Origin of the sequence: Streptococcus sanguinis (assembly GCF_020729725.1) — a bacterium.
GTDB lineage: Bacteria > Bacillota > Bacilli > Lactobacillales > Streptococcaceae > Streptococcus > Streptococcus sanguinis_V.
In genome coordinates, this window is record NZ_JAJEPA010000042.1 from 1 (window position 1) to 962 (window position 962).

Below are 962 nucleotides of genomic sequence, written 5' to 3' on the forward strand. Positions count from 1 at the left end.
TTAGAAGCTGGTGTAGGGAATGGTTCTAGTTTCTCTAATCAATCAGTGGCCTTGTTATTACAATCTTCTTTTGATACCAGTGGAGCGCATTTCTATGCTTATAATATCGCTCCAACAGGAGTTCAAGGAGGAATGACAAATCTTTCTACTGTAAAAACACAATGGAAAGAAGTGTCTCTTGTAGGGGCTGGCCCGCTTGGACAGTTTGGTTCATGGATGGCTATGGTTGGTAAATACTTTGCAATAACCTGGATGAATCTTGCTATTTTGGTAGCAGCTTCTGAAATTGGTATTTTCACAGGTGTTGCATCTTTTGTTAAAGCAATAATTGAAACTGTGAAGAAAGGAAGTGTAGCAGACTCTTTTGCCACATTTGCTTACTGGTTTGCGATTGTGATAACTGGTTTATTAGTTSCAAGTCTAGGAGGAATCCTGATTGGTGTATTCACTAACTTGGTGACAGCGGTACTTACTCCTTTGTTAAAAGCTTTAGAAGGACTACAATTAGATGGTTTTGCAGGTATTGCAGAGGGTGGATTTTCATTGTTCATTGTATGGCTGCTTGTGAAGCCAAGAAGTCGAGAAGGTGGAAAAGTCGCTAATGCAGCAAGCAAATATACAAAGGGTATGATTGGGAGCGGTTCGCTGATTGAATCTATTCTCGGTTTTCCTTTGGAACAAGCAAAACAAGCTCATGCTCGTATGCTTCTGATGTTCCCTACAGATCGGACAATGGCTTATGCTGGTGTAGGCCGAGGTTATTATTCAGATGATACAGGCTTCCTTCAAAATCCAAATATTAAGGACGAACCAACTTATCCAAACGGCGGCCCTAAAGGTGCAAACCCTCCAAATGACGATGACGATGATGACGATAACAATCCTAACCAACCTAGTGGTGGTTCTTTAGGAGCGGTTGAAACTAATCAACAAGGGCAATTAATAGATGGAGGAGCAGGAGA

Annotated in this window: 1 pseudogene; it reads left to right on the forward strand. The window is 41.3% G+C overall.

Annotated features, from left to right (window positions below):
- Positions 1-962: pseudogene (locus tag K4I03_RS12495) on the forward strand (hypothetical protein); the annotation flags it as partial.